Source organism: Streptomyces marispadix, from assembly GCF_022524345.1.
Classification (GTDB): Bacteria; Actinomycetota; Actinomycetes; order Streptomycetales; family Streptomycetaceae; genus Streptomyces; species Streptomyces marispadix.
Genome location: NZ_JAKWJU010000002.1, coordinates 3,882,501 through 3,908,638, shown reverse-complemented (window position 1 = coordinate 3,908,638; position 26,138 = coordinate 3,882,501). Strand labels below are relative to the sequence as shown.

Annotated in this window: 23 protein-coding genes, 2 rRNA genes and 1 pseudogene (1 of these 26 only partly in view); 6 read left to right on the top strand and 20 right to left on the bottom strand. The window is 69.5% G+C overall.

The features are described from left to right. Window positions 1–13 precede the first annotated feature (13 nt). A complete protein-coding gene (gene argS, locus MMA15_RS16315) occupies window positions 14–1,789 on the top strand; it encodes an arginine--tRNA ligase (protein WP_241060581.1) in 1,776 nt (591 codons plus the stop codon). 68 nt (window positions 1,790–1,857) lie between these two features. Here the strand turns inward: argS and MMA15_RS16310 are convergent, their stop codons facing one another. Further along, window positions 1,858–3,042, bottom strand: coding sequence for a methyltransferase domain-containing protein (locus MMA15_RS16310; protein WP_241060578.1), 1,185 nt, complete (start codon window positions 3,040–3,042; stop codon window positions 1,858–1,860). A 306-nt stretch (window positions 3,043–3,348) separates the two neighbouring features. On the opposite strand from MMA15_RS16310, the gene MMA15_RS16305 reads away from it, so the two are divergent. After that, window positions 3,349–4,842, top strand: a complete 1,494-nt coding sequence (locus MMA15_RS16305) for an FAD-binding protein (protein ID WP_241060576.1) — start codon at window positions 3,349–3,351, stop codon at window positions 4,840–4,842. 62 nt (window positions 4,843–4,904) lie between these two features. On the opposite strand, the gene MMA15_RS16300 is transcribed toward MMA15_RS16305, so the two are convergent. Both MMA15_RS16300 and MMA15_RS16295 read right to left on the bottom strand, forming a co-directional pair. Continuing rightward, the gene (locus MMA15_RS16300) at window positions 4,905–5,108 is read right to left on the bottom strand and encodes a DUF397 domain-containing protein (protein WP_241060574.1); all 204 of its coding nucleotides are present in this window, start codon (window positions 5,106–5,108) and stop codon (window positions 4,905–4,907) included. Beyond that, window positions 5,105–5,980 (bottom strand): helix-turn-helix domain-containing protein, encoded by an 876-nt coding sequence (locus tag MMA15_RS16295; RefSeq protein ID WP_241060572.1) that lies wholly within the window; start codon window positions 5,978–5,980, stop codon window positions 5,105–5,107. The genes MMA15_RS16300 and MMA15_RS16295 overlap by 4 nt, the downstream gene beginning before the upstream one ends. Window positions 5,981–6,336: 356 nt before the next feature. On the opposite strand from MMA15_RS16295, the gene MMA15_RS16290 reads away from it, so the two are divergent. Next, window positions 6,337–7,143 (top strand): SAM-dependent methyltransferase, encoded by an 807-nt coding sequence (locus MMA15_RS16290; protein ID WP_241060570.1) that lies wholly within the window; start codon window positions 6,337–6,339, stop codon window positions 7,141–7,143. Window positions 7,144–7,185: 42 nt separating this feature from the next. On the opposite strand, the gene MMA15_RS16285 is transcribed toward MMA15_RS16290, so the two are convergent. From MMA15_RS16285 to MMA15_RS16255, 7 genes are all read right to left on the bottom strand, one after another. Then, window positions 7,186–7,593 carry a Uma2 family endonuclease gene (locus tag MMA15_RS16285; RefSeq protein WP_241060568.1) on the bottom strand — a complete coding sequence of 136 codons (408 nt, stop codon included), beginning with the start codon at window positions 7,591–7,593 and terminating at the stop codon, window positions 7,186–7,188. A gap of 186 nt (window positions 7,594–7,779) precedes the next feature. After that, window positions 7,780–8,802 carry a porphobilinogen synthase gene (hemB, locus tag MMA15_RS16280; protein WP_372498251.1) on the bottom strand — a complete coding sequence of 341 codons (1,023 nt, stop codon included), beginning with the start codon at window positions 8,800–8,802 and terminating at the stop codon, window positions 7,780–7,782. Continuing rightward, window positions 8,799–10,481, bottom strand: a complete 1,683-nt coding sequence (locus MMA15_RS16275; protein WP_241060566.1) for a bifunctional uroporphyrinogen-III C-methyltransferase/uroporphyrinogen-III synthase — start codon at window positions 10,479–10,481, stop codon at window positions 8,799–8,801. The genes hemB and MMA15_RS16275 overlap by 4 nt, the downstream gene beginning before the upstream one ends. Beyond that, the gene (gene hemC / locus MMA15_RS16270) at window positions 10,478–11,476 is read right to left on the bottom strand and encodes a hydroxymethylbilane synthase (RefSeq protein ID WP_241060564.1); all 999 of its coding nucleotides are present in this window, start codon (window positions 11,474–11,476) and stop codon (window positions 10,478–10,480) included. Before hemC ends, MMA15_RS16275 begins: the two co-directional genes overlap by 4 nt. Next, window positions 11,473–12,978: a glutamyl-tRNA reductase gene (locus tag MMA15_RS16265; protein WP_241060562.1), complete on the bottom strand. Its 1,506-nt coding sequence runs from the start codon at window positions 12,976–12,978 to the stop codon at window positions 11,473–11,475. Before MMA15_RS16265 ends, hemC begins: the two co-directional genes overlap by 4 nt. Next, a complete protein-coding gene (locus MMA15_RS16260; RefSeq protein WP_241060560.1) occupies window positions 12,975–13,754 on the bottom strand; it encodes a redox-sensing transcriptional repressor Rex in 780 nt (259 codons plus the stop codon). Before MMA15_RS16260 ends, MMA15_RS16265 begins: the two co-directional genes overlap by 4 nt. A gap of 353 nt (window positions 13,755–14,107) precedes the next feature. Beyond that, entirely contained in the window at window positions 14,108–14,344 is a 237-nt protein-coding gene (locus MMA15_RS16255; RefSeq protein WP_241060558.1) for a glutaredoxin family protein, read from the bottom strand. A gap of 271 nt (window positions 14,345–14,615) precedes the next feature. On the opposite strand from MMA15_RS16255, the gene MMA15_RS16250 reads away from it, so the two are divergent. The 3 genes from MMA15_RS16250 (at window position 14,616) to MMA15_RS16240 (ending at window position 18,909) form a co-directional block, all read left to right on the top strand. After that, window positions 14,616–15,626 (top strand): HAD family hydrolase, encoded by a 1,011-nt coding sequence (locus tag MMA15_RS16250; protein WP_241060556.1) that lies wholly within the window; start codon window positions 14,616–14,618, stop codon window positions 15,624–15,626. Window positions 15,627–16,003: 377 nt separating this feature from the next. Next, window positions 16,004–17,053, top strand: a complete 1,050-nt coding sequence (locus MMA15_RS16245; protein ID WP_241060553.1) for an ECF subfamily RNA polymerase sigma factor, BldN family — start codon at window positions 16,004–16,006, stop codon at window positions 17,051–17,053. Window positions 17,054–17,538: 485 nt separating this feature from the next. Then, the gene (locus tag MMA15_RS16240) at window positions 17,539–18,909 is read left to right on the top strand and encodes a DUF5667 domain-containing protein (RefSeq protein WP_241060551.1); all 1,371 of its coding nucleotides are present in this window, start codon (window positions 17,539–17,541) and stop codon (window positions 18,907–18,909) included. 198 nt (window positions 18,910–19,107) lie between these two features. Here MMA15_RS16240 and MMA15_RS16235 read toward each other — a convergent pair whose 3' ends face one another. The 10 genes and pseudogenes from MMA15_RS16235 to MMA15_RS16195 all read right to left on the bottom strand — a co-directional run. Next, window positions 19,108–20,211, bottom strand: coding sequence for a lysophospholipid acyltransferase family protein (locus tag MMA15_RS16235; protein ID WP_241060550.1), 1,104 nt, complete (start codon window positions 20,209–20,211; stop codon window positions 19,108–19,110). Beyond that, window positions 20,204–21,298 (bottom strand): NAD-dependent epimerase/dehydratase family protein, encoded by a 1,095-nt coding sequence (locus MMA15_RS16230; protein ID WP_241060548.1) that lies wholly within the window; start codon window positions 21,296–21,298, stop codon window positions 20,204–20,206. The genes MMA15_RS16235 and MMA15_RS16230 overlap by 8 nt, the downstream gene beginning before the upstream one ends. 209 nt (window positions 21,299–21,507) lie before the next feature. Further along, window positions 21,508–21,606: a 30S ribosomal protein bS22 gene (locus MMA15_RS16225; protein ID WP_003948845.1), complete on the bottom strand. Its 99-nt coding sequence runs from the start codon at window positions 21,604–21,606 to the stop codon at window positions 21,508–21,510. 149 nt (window positions 21,607–21,755) lie between these two features. Beyond that, complete coding sequence (locus MMA15_RS16220) at window positions 21,756–21,965, bottom strand: helix-turn-helix domain-containing protein (protein ID WP_158677109.1); 210 nt, start codon at window positions 21,963–21,965, stop codon at window positions 21,756–21,758. A 199-nt stretch (window positions 21,966–22,164) separates the two neighbouring features. Further along, on the bottom strand, window positions 22,165–22,446 hold the full coding sequence (locus MMA15_RS16215; protein WP_241063228.1) for a phosphatase: 282 nt from the start codon (window positions 22,444–22,446) through the stop codon (window positions 22,165–22,167). After that, window positions 22,425–22,631 (bottom strand): annotated as a pseudogene (locus tag MMA15_RS28695) (phosphatase); the annotation flags it as partial. The gene MMA15_RS16215 and the pseudogene MMA15_RS28695, both read right to left, overlap by 22 nt. Window positions 22,632–22,902: 271 nt before the next feature. Next, window positions 22,903–24,081, bottom strand: coding sequence for an acetoin utilization protein AcuC (locus tag MMA15_RS16210; protein ID WP_241060546.1), 1,179 nt, complete (start codon window positions 24,079–24,081; stop codon window positions 22,903–22,905). A gap of 53 nt (window positions 24,082–24,134) precedes the next feature. Next, window positions 24,135–24,782: an HAD family hydrolase gene (locus MMA15_RS16205; protein WP_241060544.1), complete on the bottom strand. Its 648-nt coding sequence runs from the start codon at window positions 24,780–24,782 to the stop codon at window positions 24,135–24,137. 80 nt (window positions 24,783–24,862) lie between these two features. Continuing rightward, a 5S ribosomal RNA gene (gene rrf / locus MMA15_RS16200) occupies window positions 24,863–24,979 on the bottom strand. A 144-nt stretch (window positions 24,980–25,123) separates the two neighbouring features. After that, window positions 25,124–26,138 (bottom strand): 23S ribosomal RNA (locus MMA15_RS16195) (it continues 2,117 nt past the right edge of the window).

Here is a 26,138-nt window from a genome sequence, read left to right as displayed (position 1 = left end):
GAACGGCCGCACCATGCCCTCGGTCCCCTCGCTCGCCGCTACGCTCCACAAGCGCCTCGCGGAAGCCCTCTCGGCCGCACTGCCGGAGGACACCCCGGCGGATCTTCTGGACCCCATGCTTCGACGCAGCGACCGGGCCGACTTCCAGGCCAACGGCGTTCTGGCGATCGCCAAGCGTCTCAAGGCCAACCCTCGTGAGCTGGCCGGGCAGGTCGTCGAGAGCCTGCCGCCGAACGAGGAGATCGGCTCCGTGGAGGTCTCGGGTCCCGGCTTCCTCAACATCGACGTCTCCGACGCCGCGGTGCTGCGCAATCTCGCCGCGCGCTCCGACGACGAGCGGCTGGGCGTGCCGTACGCGGAGCAGCCCGGCACCACGGTGATCGACTACTCGCAGCCGAACGTGGCGAAGGAGATGCACGTCGGCCATCTGCGCTCGACGGTCATCGGCGACGCGATCATGAACATCCTCGAACACCGCGGTGAGAAGGTGATCCGGCGCCACCACATCGGCGACTGGGGCACGCAGTTCGGCATGCTCATCCAGTATCTGGTCGAGCATCCGCACGAGCTGGACCACGAGTCGGACGCCGCGGACGCCAAGGACGCCGGCGAGGCCGCCATGGCGCGCCTCAACCGCCTCTACAAGTCGGCCTATTCGCTCTTCGACTCCGACGAGGAGTTCAAGGCGCGCGCCCGTGACCGGGTCGTGGCGCTCCAGGGCGGCGACAAGGAGTCCCTCGCCCTCTGGCACAAGATCGTCGACGAGTCGAAGACGTACTTCCAGGGCGTGTACGAGACGCTCGACGTCGAGATCCGCGACGCGGACATCGTCGGCGAGAGCGCCTACAACGACGGCCTTCAGGCGGTGGTGAGGGACCTGGAGTCCTCGGGCGTCGCGGTGCGTTCCGAGGGCGCTCTGTGCGTCTTCTTCGACGACGTCAAGGGCCCCGACGGGACCCCGACGCCGCTGATCGTGCAGAAGTCCAACGGCGGCTTCGGCTACGCCGCCACGGATCTCGCCGCCATCCGCGACCGCATCGGCGAGCTGCACGCCGACACCATCCTCTACGTGGTCGACGCCCGGCAGGCGCTGCACTTCCGCATGGTCTTCGAGACGGCGCGGCGGGCGGGCTGGCTTCCCGAAGGCGCCGCCCGGCAGCTCGCGTTCGGCACGGTCCTGGGCAAGGACGGCAAGCCGTTCAAGACCAGGGCGGGCGAGTCGGTGCGGCTGGTCGACCTGCTGGAGGAGGCGAAGCAGCGCGCGGCCCAGGTCGTACGGGAGAAGGCGCAGGACCTCACGGAGGAGGAGATCCGGGAGCGCGCGGCCCAGGTCGGCATCGGCGCGGTGAAGTACGCGGACCTGTCGAACTCCATGACCCGCGACTACGTCTTCGACCTGGACCGGATGGTCTCCCTCCAGGGCGACACCAGCGTCTACCTCCAGTACGCCTACGCCCGCATCCAGTCGATCTTCCGCAAGGCGGGAGGCGAGCGGCCGCAGGTTCATCCGATGCTCCAACTGGAGCCCGCGGAGAGGGCGTTGGCGCTCCACCTGGACGAGTTCGGCGACACGCTCGCCGCCGTGGCGCAGAACTACGAGCCGCACAAGCTGGCCGCGTATCTCTATGAACTGGCCACGCTCTACAGCCCGTTCTACGAGAACTGCCCGGTGCTGAAGGCGGAGACGCCGAAGCTGGTGCAGAACCGGCTCTTCCTGTGCGATCTGACGGCCCGCACGCTGCGGCAGGGCATGGCGCTGCTCGGCATCCGCACGCCGGAACGGCTGTAGTCCACGGCTGTAACGCACGGCGCGGGCCCGGCGGTTCGGGCGGCGGCGGCGCTGGCGATCCCGGGCGGCTACCCGGAGGCCACCTCGTGATCAGGCGTGTCCAGCCACACATGCTGTTCGCCCTGCGTCACCGTCAGCCCGAACCGCTCGTAGCCCGGCTCCCCCTGCTCCCGCCACCACCGGTAGGCCGCCTCGACCTCGTCCCACAGGCGACGCGGCCCGGCCTGGTAAACCTTCGACTCCGAGCGCCCGTCGCGGAAGATCACAACGGCCCAGGACGAGTCGGCCAGCCCGTAGAACCAGACGGGGCGCATCCCGTCGCGCTTCTCGGCGGCCCCGTGCCAGCAGTCGGGTACGCGGAGCCCGAGTGCGAACGGGGCAGGGTGGTACGGCTCGACCGCGAATGACGATTCAGTGAGGGTGGTCTTGGATTCGTCTCCGTTGTCCGTCACATCCTTGGGCACGTACGCGTCGTGCCCGGCGAACGGAAGCCGCTGGGCGCGCAACTTCATGAACTCCACTCCTCGCGTGAAGTGGCCCGACGCGGTGCCGTCACCCGCAACGGTCAGCTTGGCCACGGCGTCTCCGTGCGTGTAGTGCGTCCCCCACGGAGCCACGATCACACCGCCGGGCCGGGTCTGCGCCGCCCATGAGGCGGGGATGTGCCGGAGCCCGCACGTCGCGATGACCCGGTCGTACGGCGCGCCCTCCGGATGGCCCGCGTAGCCGTCCCCCGCGACGACCTGAACCGGGAGCCCCGCCTGCTCCAGGGCCGCGCGGGCGGCTTTCGCCACGGCGTGGTCCACGTCCATCGTGACGACGTTCCCGGCACCGAGCCGGTGTGCGAGCAGTGCGGCGCTGTAGCCCGTGCCCGTGCCGATCTCCAGCACCCGCTGTCCCGGCTGGACGTCGAGGTCGCGGAGCATGGAGAACACGACGCTCGGCATGCTCGCCGAGCTGGTCGATCTCCGTCCTGGCTCGCGGCCCGTGTGTCTGCCGTCGTCCCACTGCGTCACGACGGGCACGTTGGAGTTGACGAAGCGCTCCCACGAGTCCGGGTCAACTGCCTTGTCCACGGTGACGGTTCGGCCGGTTTCCATGTCGTAGGGCCACATCACGTCCGGCAGGAACGCGGAGCGAGGCACTGCTTCGAAAGACGGCAGCCAGTCGGAGCTGAGGGCGTTCATGTCGAGGAGCGAGCGGCCCAACTCCGCACGGGTGGGCCGCCCTTCCTGCTCAAGTGCGCTCGTCACTTGCGGTGCTTCCCGTCTCCTTCGGGGCTTCCCCCGTCAGGCTTCGGCTCTTCCGTCGGATGCCACGGCTGGCCGGGCAACTTGTCGTCATCGTCTCCGTCTCCACCGGCATTGCGTAAAACGAACTCCACCGCGAAATACCTCCGCTGTTGTGCCTCTTGCTCGCCTCCTACCTCGACGGTACGACGCCCATCATCCGGGCACGAAGGATCGAGCCAGCAGGGCAGTGCCCCCGGCCTCCTGCACCGTGCAAGTACCATCCATCGCCGGGAGACCCCCGCTGACGCCGCATCAGGAGGACGACGCATGAGCACTCGCCGATCGGAGCCGACCAGACGGACCGCGGCCCTCTACGGCCTGGCGACAGCCGCGGCCGTGGTCGGTTTCGACCCTTCGGCCCGCGCCTGGGCCACCGAGCGCCCCGCCGCGACACATCAGGCGGACGGCGGCGCCTTCGACGAAGTGCCGCCGCTGGACGGCGAGTTGCTTACCGACGACGCCTCACGCCAGGCCGCCGCCGTGGACTTCGGGCACATCGTCCACCGGCGTCCGGCGGCCGTGCTGCGGCCCGGTTCCGTCGACGACGTCGTGGTGATGGTCCGCTTCTGCCGCAAGCACCGCATCCCGGTGGCGCCGCGCGGCCAGGGGCACACGACGAACGGGCAGGCGCAGACCGACGGCGGCCTCGTGATCGAGACCGCTCCGCTGAACCATGTCGGACCGGTCGAGGACGGCAAGGTGACCGTCGGCGCGGGCGCCCGCTGGAGCGAGGTCGCCAAGTCCACGCTGCGGCAAGGGCTGACGCCTCCCGTCTTCACCGACTATCTCGAACTCTCCGTCGGCGGCACGCTCTCCGTGGGCGGCCTCGGCGGCCAGTCGCACCGCCACGGCGCCCAGGTCGACACCGTCACCGAACTCCACGTGGTCACCGGCGCGGGCGAGTCGGTCCGCTGCTCCGCGACACGGCACCAGGACCTCTTCGACGCCGTAAGGGCGGGCCTCGGCCAGTGCGCCGTCGTCGTGGGCGCCACGATCCGCCTGGTACGCGCCCCGGAGACCGTGCGCCATTTCCAGCTCCCCTACCGGGAGTTGGGCGTCTTCATGGAGGACCAGCGTCGGCTGACGGCCGAGCGCCGCTTCGACTATGTGGAGGGCCTGGTCCTTCCCGACGACTCCGGCGCCTTCCGCACCCATGTGCTGGAGGCGGTGGCCTACGGACCCCCGGCGGGGCCCGAGCCCGACGACGGGAAGCTGCTTGCCGGTCTGCGCCACGAGAGCGAGGGCACGACGGCGGAGACCCTGGACTACTACACGTTCCTCGACCGGCTCGCGCCCTCCGTCGCCGAGCAGAAGGAACAGGGCCTGTGGGACGACCCGCACCCCTGGCTCAACCTGCTCCTCCCGTCGCGCTCCGCCGAGGAGTCGGCCTCCGGCATCCTCGACGCGCTGCGGCCCGAGGACGTCGGTACGAGCGGAGTCGTGCTGCTCTATCCGCTGACCCGCGAGGCGCTGCACGCGCCCCTGCTGCGGATGCCGGACGACCCGGTGCCGTATCTGCTGGCGGTCCTGCGCACCGGCCCGCCGGACGACCAGGCCACCGTCGACCGCCTGCTCGCGGCCAACCGCACGGCCTACGAGAAGGTGCGCGACACGGGCGGCAAGCAGTACCCGGTGGGGTCCGTCCCGTTCCAACGCCCGGACTGGCGGGACCACTTCGGGGACGCGTGGGCGGCGCTGGAGGCCGCCCGCCACCGCTACGACCCGGACGGCATCCTCACGCCGGGCCAGGGGATCTTCTGACGAGGGTTCCGTGAACCCAAGGGAGGTGGCGCCGGATCAGCGGATCTGGCGCCACCGGCCGTCTACTCGGCGGCGAACGCCGCGAATGCGGCCCAACTTGCCGCGTTGAACGAGAGGTTGGGGCCGGTTATGTCCTTCGAGTCCCGCACATGAACAGCGCCGGTGGAGACGGCCACCTCGACACAGTCCGGGCCTTCATTGCTGCTGTAGCTGCTCTTGAACCACTCCAGCGTCGAATCGTCCCCGGCTATGGGCCTGATCGTCATGTCTCTCCCAGAACCTTGTCGATGAGGGCCAGCGACTCCCGCGGAGTGAGGGCCTGCGAACGGATGATTCCGTAACGCATCTCCATGCTATGCACCTCTCGGGCGTCGGAAAACACCCGGCTGTCGACCTGGTCCTCCGTGTACCCCAGCGTCGTCCCGTCCTTGAGCTTGAGCAGTCGGATTCCACCGCCCATCCCCGCGTGCTCCTCGCGGTCGGTCGGCATGACCTGAATCTCGACATGGCGCAACTTGCCGATTTCCAGCAGACGTTCGAGCTGGCGTCGGAGCACTTCCCGGCCTCCGATGGGCCGGTGCAGCGTCACCTCCTCCAGTACGAAGGTGATGGCGGAAGCCCGCCCGTGTTCGAGGATCTGCTGCCGCGACATTCGACCTGCCACGTATCGGTCGATTCGATCCTCGGAGAAGGCGGGCCTTCGCATGCGGTACAGCGCACGTGCGTACTCCTCGGTCTGAAGCAGTCCGTGAAGGACATGGTTGCTGTACGCGCCCAACTCAACGGCCTGCGCCTCCAACTTGGCCAGATCCCGAACCTTCTTGGGACACCGCGCCTCGGCCACGTCCTGCTGCATCGCCGCGATGATTCCGTCCGCGCCCAGCACCTCGTCCGAGTTCACAAGGAACTCCGGCTGCGGAACGCGCCGTCCGCGCTCCACCGACGAGACCTGTTCGACGCTGTAACCGATCGCGGAGCCGAGCTGCAACTGAGTCAAGTCCGCGCGCTTGCGCCAGAGTTTGATGAGTTTGCCCACCGTCCGCACCACGGCCGCACTCTCGTCCTCGTCCCACTCCGGCTCTTCGCCGTCCCACTCGGCCTGTTCCGCGCCCTCCGGCGAGCGCTCCGCTTCGTCCATTCCCCACCTCCGGTGCGTGCCTCTCATCCAACTCCGGCTCCATGTACGGCGTCACGCGTCGCAGCCCGGACAGTACGCGGGGCCGTTCCGGACAATGACGCCGCGTACTGGTCCCGTTACACATCACGCTATGCGTACGCGGAAACACAGGGTGAGCAAATACGGCAGGAGACCTGCACGGGATCGGCGCAGCTCAGGACCTTCAATACGCAACCAACGCTCTGATAACTTCAACTTCCCTGCACAGGAGGGCTGTTGACGGCCGGACGCGGCGAGAGCGCGACCGTACGACCGGCCCGCGCATCCGCATACGTATCCGCATACGCACACGCAGCGGCAGAAGAGGAAGCACGACGATGACCGGTCCCGGCGCAGAGCCGCCCGCCCCCATAGACACCAGCAAGGCCCACTCGGCCCGTATGTACGACTACTACCTGGGCGGCAAGGACTGGTATCCGGTCGACCAGGAGGCTGCCGAGAAGGTCAAGAAGGTCTTCCCGTTCATCGTCCTCGGGGCCCGAGCCAACCGGGACTTCATGCACCGCGCCACCCGCACGCTCGCGAGCGAGTACGGCATACGGCAGTTCGTCGACGTGGGCACGGGCATCCCGACCGAGCCCAATCTGCACCAGGTGGCCCAGGAGGTCGCTCCGGAGTCACACGTCGTCTACGCGGACAACGACCCGACGGTGCTGGAGTACACCGACGCGCTCACGCTCAGCAGCCCCGAGGGCCGCACCGCCTACGTCCACGCCGATCTGCGGCACGACGACATCCTCGACTCCCCGGGCCTTCGCGAAGTCATCGACCTGGAGCGTCCGTTGGCGCTGTCGATGCTCGCCGTCACGCACTTCCTCCCCGACGAGCACAAGCCCGTGGAGATCGTGCACCGCATGGTCGAACGCCTCGCCCCGGGCAGCTTCCTGGTCCTCTCCCACGCCACCCCCGACTTCAACCCCGCCGCCCAGAAGGCCGTCGACGTCTACCGGCAGAGCGGCACCCCGGCCCAGATACGCACCAAGTCGGAGGTGCTCCGCTTCTTCGAGGGCACGGAACTGATCGAGCCGGGCCTCACTACGACCCACCGCTGGCGCCCCGACGGCCCCTCCGGCATCACCGACGAGGACGCCTTCTTCTACGCGGGCATCGGCCGCAAGCCCTGACCGGCGGCCCGTTCCGCTCGGCGGTCGCCAAGTCGCGGGCCGTCAGGAGTCTTCGGCGTACCTGGGAAGAGAGTCAGTCGACAGCTTGACCCCGAGGTCGCTCAACACGACGTCGTCCCCGTAACGCTTGTGCAGCGACCCTTGGTATTCGCCCTGGCGGGGCTCGGTGTACAGCGTCCAGGTGCCGTCACGGGGATCGATCACCAGGTACGACGGGATGCCTGCCTCGGCGTACCAGCGGACCATCTCCCGGGTGTCCTTCGTGCTGTTGCTCTTGGAGACGACTTCGAGGACGAAGGCGACGCTGCCCGGCTCCGCGAGCCAGTCGTCCGACTCCCCGAGAGCGGCATCACCGACGAGGAGGTCCGGGGTCGCGTAGTCGTCCGGGTCGTTCGGGAGGGCGACAGAAGCGACTTGGAACGCCTCAAGCCCCTCCGGCAGGGCGGACATCAACTGCTCGTTGACCACGTTGATGACCCGCGCATGTTTGAAGCGCGGGGGCGCGCGACATCATCAGCACTCCCCAGATGATCTCTGCGCGCAGCCCGGTGGCCTCCTCGGCCGCCTCAGCGGCCTGCCGCATGGGGCTGATGCCGTGGTTGCGAGCGGTAGAAGCCATGAAGAGCAGGCGCCGCCCTACAGCCGCCCCGCGGCCTCCGTCGCCCAGTAGGTGAGGATCAGGTTCGCGCCCGCGCGCTTGAAGCTCGTAAGGGTCTCCATGATCGCGCGGTCGCGGTCGATCCAGCCGTTCTGCGCGGCGGCCTCGACCATCGCGTACTCACCGGAGATCTGATAGACGCCGACGGGGACTTCGGCACGCTCGGCGAAGTCGCGCAGCACGTCCAGATACGGCAGGCCCGGCTTGACCATCACCATGTCGGCGCCCTCGGCGGCGTCCAGGGACAGCTCGCGCAGCGCCTCGCGGGCGTTGGCCGGGTCCTGCTGATAGGTCTTGCGGTCGCCCTTGAGCGAGGAGCCCACGGCCTCGCGGAACGGACCGTAGAAGGCGGAGGCGTACTTCGCGGTGTAGGCGAACAAGGACACGTCCCGGTGGCCCGCCTCGTCGAGCGCGCGGCGCACGAAGCCGATCTGGCCGTCCATCATGCCGCTGGGGCCCAGCACATGGGCGCCCGCCTCGGCCTGTACGCACGCCATCTCGGCGTAGCGCTCCAGCGTCGCGTCGTTGTCGACGCGGCCCTCGGCGTCCAGCACTCCGCAGTGGCCGTGGTCCGTCGTCTCGTCCAGGCACAGATCCGACATGATCACGATGTCGTCGCCGACCTCGGCCCTCACGTCCCGCAGCGCGACCTGGAGGATGCCGTCGGGGTCGGTGCCCGCGCTGCCGACCGCGTCCTTGTCCTCCTCCTTCGGGACGCCGTAGATCATGAATCCGCCGACGCCCGCGCGTACCGCCTCGTGCGCCGCCTTCTTCAGCGTCTCCCTGGTGTGCTGCACGACGCCCGGCATGGACGAGACGGGCACCGGCTCGCCGATGCCGTCACGGACGAAGACGGGAAGGATCAACTGCGCCGGGTGCAGCCGGTGTTCGGCGACCATGCGGCGCATCGCCGGCGTCGTACGGAGGCGGCGCGGCCGCGCGGCGGGAAAGCCGCCCACGCCCGTCGCGTAAGCGGGACCTCCGGGGAACTGCGTAGTCACGACGAACGTGCCCTCCTCCTGGCCGGGCGCTTCTCGCTCGGCCGCTTCACCACATCGCCTGCCGCCAGGGCCTCCGCCCGGCGCTCCGCTCCGAAGTCCGCGAGCGCCTCGGCCAGTTTGTGCACCGAAGGCTCCGGCGACATCACGTCCACACGCAGCCCGTGCTCCTCCGCGGTCTTCGCGGTGGTAAGCCCGATGCAGGCGATGACGGTCACGTTGTGCGGCTTGCCCGCGATGCCGACGAGATTGCGCACCGTGGACGACGAGGTGAACAGCACCGCGTCGAAGCCGCCGCCCTTGATGGCCTCCCGCGTCTCGGCCGGGGGCGGCGAGGCCCGCACCGTCCGGTACGCGGTGACGTCGTCGACCTCCCAGCCCAGCTCGATCAGCCCGGCCACCAGGGTCTCGGTGGCGATGTCGGCACGCGGCAGGAAGACGCGGTCGATGGGGTCGAACACCGGGTCGTAGGGCGGCCAGTCCTCCAGCAGGCCCGCCGCGGACTGCTCGCCGCTGGGCACCAGATCCGGCTTCACACCGAACTCCACGAGGGCCTTCGCCGTCTGCTCGCCGACCGCGGCGACCTTGATCCCCGCGAAGGCGCGAGCGTCCAGCCCGTACTCCTCGAACTTCTCCCGCACCGCCTTGACCGCGTTGACCGACGTGAAGGCGATCCACTCGTACCGGCCCGTGACAAGGCCCTTGACCGCTCGCTCCATCTGCTGCGGCGTACGCGGCGGTTCGACGGCGATGGTCGGGACCTCCGCGGGCACCGCGCCGTAGCTGCGCAACTGGTCGGAGAGCGACTCCGCCTGCTCCTTCGTACGCGGCACCAGCACCTGCCAGCCGAACAGCGGCTTGGACTCGAACCACGCCAGGCGCTGACGCTCCGCCGCCGCACCGCGCTCCCCGACCACGGCTATCACGGGCTGCCCGCCGTCCGAGGACGGCAGCACCTTCGCGGACTTCAGGACCTGGCCCATGGTGCCGAGCGTGGCGCTCCAGGTGCGCTGCCGGGTGGTGGTGCCGGCGACGGTGACGGTGAGCGGCGTCTCGGGCTTGCGGCCCCCCGCGACGAGTTCACCGGCGACGGAGACGACGGAGTCCAGCGTCGTGGAGACGACGACGGTCGCGTCGCTCGCGCCGACCTCCGTCCAGCATCTGTCGTCGGCCGTGGCGGCGTCGATGAAGCGGACGTCGGTGCCGTGGCCGTCGCGCAGCGGGATGCCCGCGTACGCGGGCACGCCCACCGCCGTCGCGATGCCGGGCACCACCTCGAACGGGATGCCCTCTCCGGCGCACGCCAGCATCTCGCGTGCCGCGTCGGCGTCCAGGCCGGGATCGCCCGTGACCGCCCTCACGACCCGCTTGCCGGACCGTGCGGCGGCCATGGCAAGATCTGCTGCACCGTTCGCGGTGCCCGCCGGCGTCCCGTCGGCTTTCGGGTCCTGCTTCGCCCCGTCTTCCAACCGGAGCGGAGTGTCCACCCCTGCCCGCGCATGGCTGCGGACGACGTCGTACACCTGCGGGTCGGCGACAAGCACGTCTGCCTGTGCCAGCGCCTCGACGGCGCGCAGCGTCAGCAGACCCGGGTCGCCGGGACCGGCGCCGAGGAAGGTGACGTGTCCATGTGCGCCGTAGAGGTGCTGAGTTGTCGAGTTGTGGGCAGTGGTGGGGCTCAAAGTGCTCGCTCCCCCATCAGACCGGCCGCGCCTTTGGCGAGCATCTCGTCGGCGAGCTCGCGCCCCATCTTCTCCGGGGTCGCTGCGCCCTCCGCGGACGCCGGTACGGGACCGGTGGTGGACAGCTGCACCAGCGTCTCGCCGTCGATGGTTCCGACGACGCCGCGCAGGCGCATTTCGGTGACAGCCTGCCCGTCGCCAAGCAGGTCGGCGAGCGCGCCCACGGGGGCGCTGCAACCGGCTTCCAAGGCGGCGAGCAGGGTTCGCTCGGCGGTCACGGCGGCCCGCGTGTGCGGGTCGTCGAGCTCGGCGAGCTGGGTGGCCAGATGTACGTCGGCCGATGCGCACTCGACGGCGAGTGCCCCCTGGCCGGGGGCCGGCAGCAGGGCGTCGGGGCTGAGCAGTTCGGTGACCTCGTCGAGGCGTCCGGTGCGTTCCATCCCGGCTGCTGCGAGCACCACGGCGTCGAGTTCGCCTGAGCGCACATACCCGATGCGCGTGTCGATATTCCCGCGGATCGGCACCGTGTCGACCTTCACGGAGAGGCTGCGGGCCCAGGCGGCGAGCTGCGACATGCGCCGGGGCGAGCCCGTGCCGATACGGGCGGGCCTGCCGGTGGTGCGCACGCTCGCGGCGAGCTCCTCGAAGCGGAGCCCGTCGCGGGCGATCAGCACGTCCCGCGGGTCGGCCCGGCGGGGCACCGCGGCCAGTGTCAGCTCCGGGGGCTGCGCGGTGGGGAGGTCCTTCAGCGAGTGCACCGCGAAGTCGATACGGCCGCCGAGCAGCGCGTCGCGCAGCGCCGTGACGAAGACGCCGGTGCCGCCGATCTGCGCGAGGTGTTCCCTGCTGGTGTCGCCGTACGTCGTGATCTCGACCAGCTCCACGGGCCGGCCGGTGACCCGGCGCGCCTGCTCCGCCACGAGGCCCGACTGGGCCATGGCGAGCTTGCTGCGCCGGGTGCCCAACCGGAGGGCGTTCGCTGGGATGTTGCTCATGTGCTCACCTCGTCGCGCCCGGCCGCGTACCGCTCGTGGGCTTGCGGCTCGGGGGCGCCTGCTTTCTCGTTCTGCTCGCCCTGGGGGCCGTCGCCGCGGCGTTCCGGGGACTGAGTGGGCTCCGGTACGCCGGGCGACACGGGGCTGCTGACGGCGGCGACCGTCTGCGGGTCGAGGTCGAACAACTCGCGCAGGGCGTCGGCGTATCCGGCGCCGCCGGGCTCACCTGCGAGCTGCTTGGCCCGTACGGTCGGCGCGTGGAGCAGCTTGTCCACGACGCGTCGCACGGTCTGGGTGATCTCCGCGCGTTGCTTGTCGTCGAGGTCCTGGAGGCGGCCTTCCAGGCGTGCCATCTCGGACGCGACGACGTCGGCGGCCATGGTGCGCAGGGCGACGACGGTCGGTGTGATCGTCGCGGCCCGCTGCGCGGCGCCGAACGCGGCGACCTCCTCGCGCACGATGGTCCGCACGGCGTCGACGTCCGCAGCCAGCGGCGCGTCCGCGGAGACCTCCGCGAGCAGTTCGATGTCGACGAGGCGTGCGCCCTCGGTGCCGTGGACGGCCGCGTCGATGTCGCGGGGCATGGCCAGGTCGAGCAGCGCCGTCTCGCCGCCTCCCGAGGCCGACCGGTCCTTCAGCGCCTCCCGCACGGCCTCCTCGGTGAGTACGAGACCCGTCGCGCCGGTGCAGGAGACGACGATGTCGGCGCGGGGCAGCTCGGCGGCGAGCCCGTCGATCGGGAGGGCGTGCGCACGGGGGCCGTGCCCGGCGGTCAGCGCCGCGGCGGGTGCGGCGCCCGCGGCGAGCCCGGGGGCCAGCCCGGAGGCCAGCCGCTCGGCGCGGTCCAGGGTCCTGTTGGCGATCACCAGTTCGGCCACACCGGCCCGCGCGAGAGTCGTAGCGGCCAGCGACGACATCGAACCCGCGCCGATGACCAGCGCACGCTTGCCGCGCACCCACTCTTCGACCGGCTCGGGCCGGGCGAGCTGCTGAAGCCCGAACGTCACCAGCGACTGCCCGGCCTTGTCGATGCCGGTCTCGCTGTGCGCGCGCTTGCCGGTGCGCAGCGCCTGCTGGAAGAGGTCGTTCAGCAGCCGCCCGGCGGTGTGCTGGTCCTGGGCGGCGGCGAGCGCGTCCTTGATCTGTCCGAGGATCTGGCCCTCGCCGACGACCATCGAGTCCAGGCCGCAGGCCACCGAGAACAGGTGGTGCACCGCCCGGTCCTCGTAGTGGACGTACAGATGCGGCGTGAGTTCGTCGAGGCCGACGCCGCTGTGCCTGGCGAGCAGCGTCGACAACTCGCCGACACCGGCGTGGAACTTGTCGACGTCGGCGTACAGCTCGATGCGGTTGCAGGTGGAGAGCACGGCGGCCTCCGCCGCGGGCTCGGCGCTCACGGCGTCCTGAAGCAGCTTCTCGCGTACGCGGGGTGCGAGCACCGCACGCTCCAGCACGCTCACGGGCGCGCTGCGGTGGCTCAGACCGACGACCAGCAGGCTCATGCGGGCATCACGGCGGGGCGGTCCCCGTCAGATCCCGGCTCGGGACGCTTGCTGACCGCGGCCGCGGGAGGCGCCGCGGGAGGCGCGGTCTCCTCCTCCTCGGGGGCCTCCTCGCCGGCCTTGCGCTGCTCGTGGAAGGCGAGGATCTGCAACTCGATGGAGAGGTCGACCTTCCTCACGTCCACGCCGTCGGGCACGGACAGCACGGTCGGCGCGAAGTTGAGGATGGAGGTGATTCCGGCGGCGACGAGCCTGTCGCACACCTGCTGCGCGGAGCCCGCGGGGGTGGCGATGACGCCGATGGAGACGCCGCTCTCGTCGATGATCTGCTCCAGCCCGTCCGTGTGCTGGACCTCGATGCCCGCCACGAGCCTTCCGGTGAGCGAGGGGTCGGCGTCGATGAGGGCGGCCACCCGGAACCCGCGTGAGGCGAAGCCCCCGTAGTTGGCGAGGGCGGCACCGAGGTTTCCGATACCGACGATCACGACTGGCCAGTCCTGTGTGAGGCCCAGCTCACGCGAGATCTGGTAGACGAGGTATTCGACGTCGTAGCCGACGCCGCGGGTGCCGTAGGAGCCGAGGTAGGAGAAGTCCTTGCGCAGCTTGGCCGAGTTCACCCCCGCCGCCGCGGCCAGTTCCTCCGAGGAGACCGTGGGCACCGAGCGCTCGGAGAGCGCGGTCAGGGCCCGCAGATACAGCGGTAGCCGGGCGACGGTGGCCTCGGGGATCCCTCGGCTCCGGGTCGTCGCCGGTCGGTGGTTTCGGCCAGTTGCCACGGTGCTCCTGCCGGTTGCGCGAAGCGGTGAGCGCTCCCGCGCGAACCGCGCGTCCCGAACGCTCCATCGCGACAAGGCTATGCCTTTGTGAACGCGTGCACAAAGATGGAGTCCGATTTGCCCGGTCAACGTGACCGGTGCCACATGCGACAGACGCGACACACGTCACTCCTCACATACCGCCCGACGGCGGCGGCTCTTCCCCCCTCGCCCCAACTGCCGTACGGGACACGGCGAACGGCGCCCGCACACCCCGTACGCAGCCCGTTCCCGGCCCGTACGCGGCCCCGCACACGGCGTCGTACGCGACCGACGGCGGGCGTGCCCGGCAGGAGGCCTGGCTCCTCAGCGCCCTAGCTCTCCAGTGCTCTGCGCAGCCGCTGGGGGTCCACCCGCCAGAAGTCGTGCTGCGCACCGTCGACCAGGACGACCGGGATCTGCTCCCAGTACTTGCGGTACAACTCCTGGTCGTCCTCGATGCATTTCTCCTCCCAGGAGGCTCCCGTCTCGGCGCAGACCCGCACGATCACATCGCGGGCGACGTCACAGAGATGGCATCCGGGCTTCCCGATCAGGGTGACAGTCCTCATGCCGGCCATTGTCACGCTTCTCCGGCACCACACGTCACCTCCGCGACGCTTCACATCCGGGATGAGCGGCGCCGCTTCCCGCGGACCCGGCACCGGGACCGGCAGCGGACCCGTAGCGGACGCGTCGCGGGCCCCGTGGCGGACGCACCGGGCCCGCCCGTACCCGTAGCAGCCGTACGCATCGGTCCCGTCCCGAATCCGTCCCGTACGGCCCACAGTTGGACATCCGGACGTAACAGGCATGCCGTGCGCAGTGGCTATCCTCGATGCCATGTCCACCCGGTCCTCCCGGTCGTTCCGCACCTCTCCCCGTCACGCGTGGTCCTGGATCGCGCGCCGCGGCCGTTCCGCGACCGCGCGCAGCGTGCTCGCGGGCGAGGCGTCGGCCGACGCGGCGCGCAAGCGGGAACTTCAGCTGCGGCAGGCGGAGGAGCTTCAGCAGGGCGTGTTCGCGGCCGCGCAGGAAGTGGAGGAACTCCCGGACGAGGAGGCCGCGTTCCCGGTCGCGGGCGACACCCGCGCGGCGGCCTTCTTCGACCTCGACAACACCGTCATGCAGGGCGCCGCGCTCTTCCACTTCGGCCGCGGCCTGTACAAGCGGGACTTCTTCGACAAGCGCGAACTGGCCCGGTTCGCCTGGCAGCAGACCTGGTTCCGCCTCGCGGGCAACGAGAACGCCGGTCACATGGCGGACGTACGCTCCAGCGCCCTGTCCATCGTCCAGGGGCACCGGGTCTCCGAACTCACCGCGATCGGCGAGGAGATCTACGACGAGTACATGGCCGGACGGATCTGGCCCGGCACCCGCGCACTCGCACAGGCCCACCTCGACGCGGGCCAGAAGGTGTGGCTGGTGACGGCCGCGCCCGTGGAGACGGCGACGATCATCGCCAGACGGCTCGGCCTGACCGGCGCGCTCGGCACCGTCGCGGAGTCCGTCGACGGCGTCTACACGGGCCGGTTGGTGGGAGAGCCGCTGCACGGCCCGGCCAAGGCGGAGGCCGTACGGGCGCTGGCCGCGGCGGAGGACCTGGAGCTGGAACGCTGCGCCGCCTACAGCGACTCCGCGAACGACATTCCGATGCTCTCGCTCGTCGGATATCCGTATGCGATCAATCCTGACAGCAGGCTTCGCGGCCACGCACGCGAAATGGGCTGGCGGCTACGGGACTACCGGACCGGACGGAAGGCGGCGAAGGTGGGCATCCCGGCCGCGGCGGGAGTGGGCGCCGTGGCCGGTGGAGCCGCCGCCGCGGTGGCCATTCAGCGCCGCCGCCGCTAGGACGGAAGGGCTTGCCATCCCCGGCGGATACGCGCCGACACGCCGTGGCACCGCACACAGCGCGGTAGTTGAACGCTGTCGATTTCCGGCCTGTCGGGCGATCTCGCTCCCGCCAGTGACGCTTCGGACACCTGGGCACAAGTCGTAACTCCAACGACAAGTTGTGACCAGCAAACGGTCGTTGCCCCGATCACAGTCGGTGCAATAGCAGCCAGCAATCCGTAACAGATCAGACGCAACCGGCGATTTCAGCAACTACGCGTAGCACGGCCTTTACGAAGCGTTATTCTCCTCAGACGCAATCGGTACCCACACGTCCCTTCCGGGTCGAACGGTCCCGTACTGCACGTGATGGAAGCTCTGCCTCTGGGAGTCCCGTGTACCCACACGTCGGGGTTGACGCCTCGGGCCTGGCTACGCTGCGCAGCACGGTCGTTGCGGCACTCGGTCGGCTGCGCGCTGTTGTCCCCCACGCGTACGCCCCCGCCCTCGCCTCAGCCGTGCCCGTCCCCGCCGGCGCCCGCTACGCACTCGCCCACCGCGCCGCGACCGGCGCCGTGGGCCGCGCGGTCCCCGCCGCGCCCGTCCCTGCCCCTGCTGTCCCTGTCAACGCCCCCGTCCCCACTACGTCCCCCAACCCCACGTCCCCCTCTTCTCCGTATACGCCGTCCCCCTCGCCCTCTGCGGCTCTCCCGTCCTCGCCGTCCTCTTCGTCCTCGCCGTTCGCGCCCGGGTCGCCCTCCGTGGCGTCCGCTGCCGCTTCCGCGGTCGGGAGCACGACGTCCTCAGGCGGGATCGGGCGGCGCATCCGCAGCTCCGCGTCGGGCAGTTCGGGCACCTCCACCGCACGGCGCGCACGTCCCGTCGCCACGGACACCGACAGCCGCCGCATGATGGATCTCGTGGAGCGTGCCCAGTCGGGCGAGGCCGACGCCTTCGGCCGCCTCTACGACCAGTACAGCGACACGGTGTACCGCTACATCTACTACCGGGTGGGCGGGAAGGCGACCGCCGAGGACCTCACAAGCGAGACGTTCCTCCGGGCACTGCGCCGCATCGGCACCTTCACCTGGCAGGGCCGCGACTTCGGCGCATGGCTGGTCACCATCGCGCGCAACCTGGTCGCCGACCACTTCAAGTCGAGCCGTTTCCGGCTGGAGGTGACCACCGGGGAGATGCTCGACGCCAACGAAGTCGAGCGCAGCCCCGAGGAGTCGGTGCTGGAGTCCCTCTCCAACGCGGCACTCCTCGACGCCGTACGAAGGCTCAACCCTCAGCAGCAGGAGTGCGTCACGCTCCGCTTCCTCCATGGCCTGTCCGTCGCCGAGACGGCACGCGCCATGGGGAAGAACGAGGGCGCGATCAAGACCCTTCAGTACCGCGCTGTGCGCACCCTGGCCCGGCTGCTGCCCCAGGACGCGCGCTGAACCCGCGAGTCGGCGCCGGGAGGGGCGTGCTGAACGGGCAGGCGTGCGGGGCGAATTGACCAGCAGGACGGGGGCCGTGCGGCGAAGCGGTCCGTACGAAGAGACCCGTACGGCAACGACACCCCGTAGGGCGAAGAGGCCCGTACGACCGAGACGTCCGTACGACCGAGACGTCACGCGACCGAGAAGTCCGTACGATCACGCCGTCCGTACGACCGAGACGTCCGTACGGCCAAGCGCCCCCGAGGCCAAGAGGCGCGCGGCGCCCATCACTTCACCGCAGTGTGACGTCTCGCATGCATGCGGTCACATCATCGTGAGTCCGTAACCCGAGTGGCTTGCCGCTCGTTGTGGGGGTGTTGTCTCCCCGCACCCGTTAACGCGCAAGGTTGCACTCCCACTTACGAGTGAACGTCGGCGATATGCCGCACAACCTTCCGTACGCGACGGGGAGTGGACCGTGCTGACGAGAGGAGGTGCCGCCCGTGATCGGGTCCGTAGCCGCGAGCAAGCGGGCTGCCGCCTTCGCCCGAGCCCTGGACGAGCACGAGCTCGACGAGGCCAGGGCGGCCGACCGGACGGCGGAAGACCAGCGCCCAGACGTCTCCCTGCCTTCCCCCGCCCCCGTACGTTCCGCGCCGAGCGAATCGTCCGGTGACGCCCTCGCGCCGGCGGCACCCGCTGACGCCGACGCCGCGGAGCACCCGCCCGGTGACGCCTGCGACGCCGGGGACTGCGCCGGTGACTCCGATCCCGAGCTGCTGCTCGGCGTGGCGAGGAGGCTGCGCTCCGTCCCCAGGCCGGCGGTGCCACCGGATGTCAAGATCGTTCAGCGGGCACAGCTCGTGGCCGCCATGGAAGCGGAGTTCGCCTCGCCGGAGGTCCGCGCACGTCAGGTTCCCGCCCAGCGTGACGGCAGAGGTACGAGGAGAGGAGCCCATCGTGCTCCCGCCCTCGGCCCGTTGAGCAGACTCCGTCCCAACTCCCGCCTGGGCAAAGGGCTCGCGGCCGGAGGACTGGGCGTCGGCGTGGCCGCCTCCGCGCTCGGGGGCGTGGCAGCGGCGAGCAGCGAAGCGCTCCCCGGAGACTCGCTGTACGGCGTCAAGCGGGGCATGGAGGATCTGCGCCTCGACTTCGCGGACGACGACAGGGCCCGCGGCCGGCTGCATCTGGACCGCGCGGCGACGAGGCTGCGCGAGGCCCGCCGCCTCATGGAACGGGCCCGTGGCGGCGCCGAGTTGGACGACGAGTCGCTGGCCGAGGTCCGCAGGGCACTCGCCGGGGTGCGCTACGACGCCACCGAGGGCCACCATCTGCTCAGCGCCGCCTACGAGCGGGACGGCAGCATCGCCCCGATGCGCACGCTGTCCACCTTCAACTCGGGGCAGCGCGAGAACTGGACGAAGCTGCGGGAGCACCTTCCCGAGCAGCTCTACGACGTACGGGACGAAGTCAGCTCCGTGTTCGACGAGATGGACAGCGACATCACCCCGATCGCCGGCCTGATCTCCGAACACGACGACACACACCCTCAAGGGCAGGGCCACGGCGGCGCGAGCGGTCACGAGCACCGGGGCGAGGCGCCCCGCCCCTCGTCCCCGTCCGATTCCAGCGACCCCCGCGACGGCTCGGCGGGCACGAGCGACGAGCCCTCGCCGTCCGGTACGGACGCGCGTGCCGGTGGACTCATCGGCGGCGAGGGCCTGTTGGGCACGCCGGGAGGCCCGCAGGGCGATCGGTCCCGTCCAGGCTCGGACCGGAGCGGCGATACGGGAGGCAAGACGGAGGTCACGCTTCCGCCCATCGTCCCGGACACCCTGCCGGGGCTGAAGAGGCTCTCGGAGGACTACGAGTAGCCCGCCCCCCTGGCGCCCGTCCTGGCCGCGCCTTACGCGACGCCCTCCCGGCACCGCCGCCGGGAGGGCGTCGGCGGTCGTAAGAGCCTGCGCTGACGGCCTGCGCGTATGGGCCTACGGGCACGGGGGCATGCGCCTACGGGCTGCGGGTGAGTCGCCGGGCCCGTATGGCAAGGCCCGACGCGGGACCACCGGGAGTCAGAAGAAGACCGACCGCCGCCGCACAAGCAGCTTGTAGAGGGTGTGCTGGATGGTCTCCCGGATCTGGTCGGTGAGGTCGAACATCAGCATCGGATCGTCGGCCGACCCGGCCGGATAACCGTCCGTCGGTATCGGCTCCCCGAACTGGATCGTCCACTTCGTCGGCAGCGGTACGGCACCGAGCGGCCCCAGCAGGGGGAACGTGGGCGTCACCGGGAAGTAGGGGAAACCCAGCAGCCGCGCGAGCGTCTTGGCGTTCCCCACCATCGGGTAGATCTCCTCGGCGCCGACTATCGAGCACGGCACGATCGGCGCCCCGGCCCGCAGCGCCGTCGACACGAAACCACCGCGCCCGAACCGCTGAAGCTTGTAGCGCTCCGAGAAGGGCTTGCCCAGGCCCTTGAACCCCTCGGGCATCACACCGACGACCTCGCCCGCGGCCAGCAGCGCCGAAGCGTCCTCCGAACAGGCAAGCGTGTGCCCGGCCTTGCGCGCGAGTGCGTTGACCACCGGCAGCATGAACACCAGATCGGCCGCGAGCAGCCGCAGATGGCGCCCCGCCGGATGGTTGTCGTGCACGGCCACCTGCATCATCAGGCCGTCGAGCGGCAGGGTGCCGGAGTGGTTGGCGACGACGAGGGCCGAGCCGTCCGCCGGTATGTTCTCGACGCCGCGCACCTCGACCCGGAAGTACTTCTCGTACAGGGGGCGCAGCAGCGACATCAGCACCTCGTCGGTCAACTCGGCGTCGTAGCCGAAGTCGTCGACCTCGTACTCGCCCGTGACCCGCCTGCGCAGAAATGCCAGCGCCTTGGCGGCCCTGCGCTCCCAGCCGGTACCGGGGCCGGCGTCTCCGGGTACGCCCTCGCGGACCTGCTCTCCGTAGCCCTGCTCTCCGGGCCTCGGGGCCTCTCCGTGGCCCTGCTCTCCGGGGCCGTCCTCTCCGTGGCGCCGCTGCCCCCGCGGTCGCGGTCCGTAACCCCGCTGCCCCGGCTGCCCGTTGCGGTCATTGCGCTCGTTGCTCTCGCTTCGCGCGTACGCCCCGCGCCGCTCATGCCCGTCATCGGGAGACCCGAACGGTATGACCTTCGCATCACCCATGCCGACCGGCCTCCTCGTCCCGCGGTCCTCGCCCCGGAGCCTCTCCGGGCGGACCCACCACCGCGGCCACTCTGTCCACCGCATGAGCGAGCTTCTCCGGCGGCAGCAGCCCCGGCCCCCGGCCGCGAGCGAAGGCCGCCAGCGCCCCTCCGGTCGTGAACCGCGGCTCGAATCCGAGGACTTCACGCATCTGAGTCGTACGCACCACTCGTCCGTGTGTCAGCAGCCGCACCTGCTCCGGCGAGAAGTCCGCGACCCCCACCGACTGAAGCAGCGACCTGCCCCATCGGATCGCGGGCAGCGGCATCGGCACCGTCGGCCGGCCGAGCCTCCGCGCGCACTGGGAGAGCAGCAGGGTGCCGTCGCCCGCGATGTTGAACGTGCCCGCGCTGAGCGTCCCGCGCCGCGGCTCGTGCGCCGCCAGGCGCAGGACCTCCACGGCGTCGTCCTCGTGCACGAACTGAAGCCGCGGATCGTAGCCGAGCACCGTGGGCAGTACGGGCAGCGCGAAATACGACGCGAGCGGCGAGTCCATCGACGCCCCCAGCACATGCGCGAACCGGAGCACCGTGACGGAGACGTCGGGACGGCGCCGGGCGAAGCCCCGCACATAGCCCTCGACCTCCACCGCGTCCTTCGCGAAGCCGCCGCCGGGCAGCGACTTCGCGGATGTCGACTCGTCGAAGACGGCCGGGTCGCGCGACGTGCCTCCATAGACGCTCGTCGTCGACTTCACGACCAGCCGCCGCACCCCCGGGGCCTTCTGGCAGGCGCCGAGAAGCTGCATCGTGCCTATGACGTTGACTTCCTTGACGGAACCACGGCCGCCGCTTCCGGGCACCGGGGGCGGCGAGGCGTTCACATCCATGTGTACGACGGTGTCCACGCCGTACCGGGCCAGCACACCCGTGATGTCCGGCTGCCGGATGTCGGCCGGTACGAACTCGGCGGCGCCGCCGAGACGATGCGCAGGCTCGGCGGTGTCGACTCCGATCACCCGGTCCACGTCGGACTCACGCTGGACACGGCGCACGAAGCGCCCGGCCAGCGGCCTGGCGACCCCGGTGACGAGCACGACCCTGCCCAAGTTCCCTCCCCAGGCGCCGATTTGCGGCCTGTGCCGCAGAATGCGAGCTTCCACGGGCTCCGCAGGTCCGTCTCTGCGGATTCCGGTTCTCGCCTGTCCGCACGCTCGCCCCCGAAACGCGTACGCAGGTAACGAAAACCGCCGCCCCACCGCACCGCACACCTGGTGCGGGCAGCAGAACGGCGGTCAAGGACGAACCCGGCGCTCGCTCACTTCTTGTTGCGACGCTGAACCCGCGTGCGCTTGAGGAGCTTGCGGTGCTTCTTCTTGGCCATCCGCTTACGCCGCTTCTTGATTACTGAGCCCACGACAACCCTCGCTCACAAATCATCTCCGCCGATGCGGAGAGAACTGTCTTCACTCGGCGCGGGGCGTCCGAGCCCACACGACCTACATGAGGTTCAGCCTACCCGTCGCCGGGCCCGGCTCGTAATCCGAGGGTCGCCGCGCAGCGCCGTCAGGCCGTTTCCACCCCCACATAGGATTCCTGGAGGTATTCATGGACGGCTTGCTCTGGGACCCGGAAGGACCTGCCCACCCGGATCGCCGGCAGATGCCCGCTGTGCACCAGCCGGTACACGGTCATCTTGGACACTCGCATCACCGAGGCGACTTCCGCCACGGTCAGAAAGTTGACCTCGTTGAGAGGTCCCTTGCCAGCAGCCATGTCACACCTGAACCTTCCGCACATGTCGGTCACCGGCTTCCCCTTCCGGCGACTCCCGCTCGCATGCGCGCTCCTCCCCAGATTAGGGGCGGGTGATGCAAGTGGGGAAGAGGAGTAGCGATCGGTCTCCTACTGTGACAGACACCCTCGATTGAGTACATAGTTCGCCAGCGGACGGTAGCCGCAGGAGCGCACAGCGTCATCGCCGACGGCCTGCCGAAACCCTCCACTCGGCCTCGCACACGAACGGCACCGGATCGTCCGCATCCGCCGGCCCGATGGCCTCACTACCCAACTGACCTGCTGTGCAGACCCGTTCGTGCCTCCCGATGACACAGGGACCCCCGGGACCCGGCTGCGGTACGCGGCCCACCGTGACGTCTGCCCGCACGGCTCGAAGCAACGGGGGCGACACCGTGTGCACTGCGGGCGCATGGAATCCGAAGCGCACGCCGGTCCGTGTTTCAGTGCAACTCCCCATACGCGGCGGGGGTTTGGCGTACGTACGGCGAACCGGGTCGTTATGTCGACAGGTCTCCCCTCCGGTGATGTGAGGAGAGGACATCCCCCTGACGATAGAGCTGAGGCCCATGTTGCGTAGACACCCGGAAGCCGCGTCGGCGACGAGGCCCCGGAAGTCATCCGGCGGACGCCCCTGGCCGGCACTCGAACCCGCCGCTCACCGGCGCCGGACCGGTACCGAGACCGGTACCGAGGCCACGCCCCGGCCCTCGCACCGATACGACGGCGGTGGCTCGTAAGGGCCGGTGCCGCGTCACGAGACAGTAGCCGGACCACCCCGCACCCCGCAGGTTTCGGCCAAAAGTGCCATCAACTTCGCTACGGGGCACTGACGTTGGCGACCCGGCCTGGGCACGGAGACCTCACGGCCCAGGAGCCGGTACGGGTGCGACGAGACGAGCGGCGGCGCCCGCAGCTACGGCAGCAACCCGTGTGCGGGGAAGACCGCCTTCCTGGTGGCCTGCACCGCCCTGTCCAGCGGATCGGCCGGGTCGTATCCGTCCGACCACATGCGGCACACCGGCTCACGCCCGTCGGTCATCCGCTGCGGCGCCACCGGACTCCCCGTGCGCGCGTACACCAACTCCCGCCAGGAGTCCGGGACTTCCGTGTCCGGCGGCACGGGCGCACCGGCGGCGATCCCGACCAGATGCGTCCACGTCCTCGGTACGACGTCGAAGACGGCGTATCCACCGCCGCCGAGCGCCACCCAGCGCCCGTCGGCGTACTCGTGCGCCCAGCCGTGCAGGGCCTCCGCCGCCGCGCGCTGCGCGTCCACGCTCACGGCCAGGTGCGCCAGCGGGTCCTCGAAGTGCGTGTCGGCGCCGTGCTGTGTGACAAGCGCTTGTGGCCGGAATTCGGCGAGGAGTTCGGGCACGATCGCATGAAGCGCGCGGAGCCAGCCCTCGTCGCCGGTGCCGGCGGGAAGGGCTACGTTCGCCGCGCTGCCCTCGGCCTCGGGGCCGCCGTTCTCCTCGGCCCAGCCGGTGCCGGGGAACAGCATGTGCGGATGCTCATGAAGCGAGATCGTCAGCACACGCGGGTCGTTCCAGAACGCGTCCTGCACGCCGTCCCCGTGGTGCACGTCCACGTCGACGTACGCGACGCGCTCCGCCCCCTGCTCCAGCAGCCGGGCCACGGCCAGGGCCGCGTCGTTGTAGATGCAGAAACCGGACGCGGACGCATGCATCGCATGGTGCAGCCCGCCCGCGAAGTTGACCCCGTGCTTCACATCCCCGCGCCACACCGCGTCCGCCGCGGCCACCGACTGTCCCGCGATCAGCGCGGACGCCTCATGCATCCCGGCGAACGCGGGATCGTCCGGCGTACCGAGCCCATATTCGCCGGTCGCCGACCCGGGGTCCGCCGAGATCCGCCGTACGGCCTCGATGTAGTCCTGACGGTGCACGAGCCGCAATGTCGAGTCCCCGGCGGCCTTCGCCGCGGTCACCTTCAGACCGTCCTGGCCGTCCAGCCCCAGCGCCTCGACCAGCCGCATCGTCAACGCCAGCCGAACCGGATCCATCGGATGCCCCGGCCCGAAGTCATATCCGGTGACTGCCTCGTCCCACATCAACTGTGCGCCGCCACTCATCCCGCCACCGTACCGGCCCGCCCCCAGGCCCGATCACCGCGGCTGCTCCTGCACTACGAGAGCAGCGCGTGCAGCTCCTCGATACGCGAGAAACAGGCGGTGGCCCCGGCAAGCCGCTCACGGGGCGTCATGGCCGCAAACGCATACACGTCCATCCCGGCGGCGACGGCGGCCTCCACACCCAACGGACTGTCCTCCACGACGGCGCACCGCCCCGGCCGAGCACCCATCTTCTCCGCCGCCAGCAGAAAGAGATCCGGTGCCGGCTTCCCCCTGCCGACGTCCTGCGCGCTGAAGATCCGTTCCTCACCGAAGTGTTCGTACAGCCCTGTCTTACGCAGCGCGACCCGGATTCGCTCATGACTCCCCGAGGACGCGACACAGTACGGCACCCCGTCCGCGTCCAGCCTCGCCAGCACATCGCGCACACCCTCGACGGCCCTCAACTCGCTGCGGAACGCGGCGAACACCCGCTCATGGAACGTCTCGTCAAAACCCTCCGGGAGCCGCCGCCCCGACCTCTCCAGCACCAGATCGTGTACGCGATGCACTGCCGCGCCCATGTAGTCGCGGATCGACTCCTCATACGTGGTCGGATGCCCCAACTCGGTGAGATACGCGGCCAGTACACGATTCGAGATGGGCTCGCTGTCCACCAGCACACCGTCATTGTCGAAGACGACCACGTCGTAACTGCCCATACGCCCTACTCTACGAGAACACGAAAAAGGCCCCGTTGGTCTGGGTTGTTTCCAGTCCAACGGGGCCTGTTTCACGTGGAGTTCGGCGGTGTCCTACTCTCCCACACGCTCCCGCATGCAGTACCATCGGCGCAGTAAGGCTTAGCTTCCGGGTTCGGAATGTCACCGGGCGTTTCCCTCACGCTATGACCACCGAAACACAACCCCCACATTGCTCAACGCAACAAGGGGGAAACCTTGTGTCGTGTGTGTTCAGCGCACTCTTCACATATCAACCAACCAGCCAGCACGGTTTGCCGGGGTTGTTGTTTCAGATACCGGACAGTGGACGCGTAGCAGCTATGGTCAAGCCCTCGGCTTATTAGTACCAGTCAACTCCAACCCTCACGGGTCTTCCATATCTGGCCTATCAACCCGGTCATCTCCCGGGAGCCTTAACCCCACAACGGGGGTGGGAGTCCTCATCTCGAAGCAGGCTTCCCGCTTAGATGCTTTCAGCGGTTATCCCTCCCGAACGTAGCCAACCAGCCATGCCCTTGGCAGGACAACTGGCACACCAGAGGTCCGTCCGTCCCGGTCCTCTCGTACTAGGGACAGCCCTTCTCAAGACTCCTACGCGCGCAGCGGATAGGGACCGAACTGTCTCACGACGTTCTAAACCCAGCTCGCGTACCGCTTTAATGGGCGAACAGCCCAACCCTTGGGACCGACTCCAGCCCCAGGATGCGACGAGCCGACATCGAGGTGCCAAACCATCCCGTCGATATGGACTCTTGGGGAAGATCAGCCTGTTATCCCCGGGGTACCTTTTATCCGTTGAGCGACGGCGCTTCCACAAGCCACCGCCGGATCACTAGTCCCGACTTTCGTCCCTGCTCGACCCGTCAGTCTCACAGTCAAGCTCCCTTGTGCACTTACACTCACCACCTGATGACCAACCAGGCTGAGGGAACCTTTGGGCGCCTCCGTTACCCTTTAGGAGGCAACCGCCCCAGTTAAACTACCCACCAGACACTGTCCCCGATCCGGATCACGGACCCGGGTTAGACATCCAGCACGATCAGAGTGGTATTTCAACAACGACTCCACACCCGCTGGCGCGAATGCTTCACAGTCTCCCACCTATCCTACACAAACCGAACCGAACACCAATATCAAGCTATAGTAAAGGTCCCGGGGTCTTTCCGTCCTGCTGCGCGAAACGAGCATCTTTACTCGTACTGCAATTTCACCGGGCCTATGGTTGAGACAGTCAAGAAGTCGTTACGCCATTCGTGCAGGTCGGAACTTACCCGACAAGGAATTTCGCTACCTTAGGATGGTTATAGTTACCACCGCCGTTTACTGGCGCTTAAG